This window comes from Burkholderia sp. APQ4-4ca (assembly GCF_057837105.1).
Window position 1 is genome coordinate 1 of the sequence record NZ_JBYQCG010000229.1, and the last position, 2,058, is coordinate 2,058.

Consider the following 2,058-nt stretch of genomic DNA (forward strand, 5'->3'; position numbering starts at 1 on the left):
TCCTCGGCCAACAGCTCCATCACGTCGCTCTCGACTTCGACCTCGACTGGCTTGTCGTCTGCGAACAGCTCGATTACGTCGCTCTCGACCTCGACCTCGACGGGTATCAATTCGCTGTCGACCGGCCTCAGTTCGACCGATAGCTCGGTGACGTCGTTGTCGACCTCCACGTCGACCGGCCTGTCGTCCGCGAACAGCTCCATCACGTCGCTGTCGACCTCGACCTCGACCGGTCTGTCCTCGGCCAACAGTTCGATCACCTCGCTTTCGACCTCGACGTCGACTGGCATCAATTCGCTGTCGACCGGCTTGTCGTCCGCTAACAGCTCGATCGATTCCCTCTCGACTTCAACCTCGACCGGCCTGTCCTCGGCCAGCAGCTCGATCACTTCGCTCTCGACATCGACTTCGACCGGCATCAATTCGCTGTCGACGGGCCTCAGCTCGACCAATAGCTCGGTAACGTCGCTGTCGACCTCCACGTCGACCGGCCTGTCGTCGGCGAATAGCTCCATTACGTCACTGTCGACTTCGACCTCGACCGGCCTGTCCTCGGCGAACAGCTCGATCACGTCCCTCTCGACCTCGACCTCGACCGGCATCAGCTCGCTGTCCACCGGCCTGAGCAGCACGAACAGCTCGGTAACGTCGCTGTCGACCTCCACGTCGACCGGCCTGTCCTCGGCGAACAGCTCGATCACGTCCCTCTCGACCTCGACCTCGACCGGCATCGGCTCGCTGTCAACCGGCCTGAGCAGCACGAACAGCTCGGTGGTATCGCTGTCCACGTCCACCTCGACCGCGATCAACGCCGCGAAGACGCACTACTACAGCGTCAACGACAACGGCACGCAGCAAGCCAACTACGCGAACGACGGCGCGACGGGCACCAACGCCCTCGCCGCCGGCGTGAACGCCAGCGCGGCGGGCGCCAGCAGCGTGGCGGTCGGCGACGGTTCGAACGCGCAGACGGCAGGCGCGGTCGCGATCGGCCAGAGTGCATCGGCAACGGGCGGCAAGGCGGTATCGATCGGTTCCGGCAACACGGCGTCCGGCGACGGCGCGGTCGCGATCGGCGATCCGAACGTGGCGACGGGCACCGGCGCGGTGGCGATGGGGGCGAACAACACGGCGACCGGCGACGGCGCGGTGTCCCTCGGCAACCAGAACACGGCAACCGGCGCCAGTGCGCTTGCCCTCGGCAGCGCGAACCAGGCCACCGCGGACAACACGATCGCGCTGGGCAACCAGGCCACGGCCAGCGCCACCGGCGCCCAGGCCTACGGCTCGGCCGCCAAGGCCACGGCCGCCGACGCGCTCGCCTTCGGCACGAACGCGCAAGCGAACGTCGCGAACTCGATCGCACTCGGCGCGAACTCGGTCACGGCCGCGGCGGTCGGCACGTCGAGCGCCACGATCGGCGGCGTCACGTACCCCTTCGCGGGCAGCTCGCCGGTCGGCGTGGTGAGCGTCGGCGCACCGGGCCAGGAACGCCAGATCACGAACGTCGCCGCGGGCCGGATCTCGGCCACCAGCACGGACGCGATCAACGGCAGCCAGCTCAATGCGACGAACCAGGCGATCACGAGCCTGTCGACGTCGACGGCGTCGAACATCTCGTCGCTGTCGACCGGTATCAACTCGCTGTCGACCGGCTTGAGCACGACGAACAGCAACGTCGCCTCGCTGTCCACGTCGACCTCGACCTCGATCAGCTCGCTGTCGACGGGGCTCAGCACGACGAACAGCAACGTCAACTCGCTGTCGACGTCGACCTCGACGAGCATCGGTTCGCTGTCCACCGGCCTGAGCACGACGAACAGCAACGTGGCGTCGCTGTCGACCGGCGTGACGAGCATCAACAACCAGTTGAACCAGCTGTCGACGACGATCAACAACAACACGGCGCGCGCGGTGAACAACACCGGCGTGGCGGCCGACATGAACGGCACCGGCAACGATCACCCGACCGTCACCGCCGGCTCGAACTCGGTGGCGATCGGCGCGAATTCGACGGACGGTGGCCGCTCGAACGTGGTATCGGTCGGCAGCGACACG

At 66.8% G+C, this 2,058-nt stretch carries 1 pseudogene; it reads left to right on the forward strand.

Features of this window, described 5'->3' with window-relative positions:
- Positions 1–2,058, forward strand: a pseudogene (locus AC3IFE_RS26670) (ESPR-type extended signal peptide-containing protein); the annotation flags it as partial.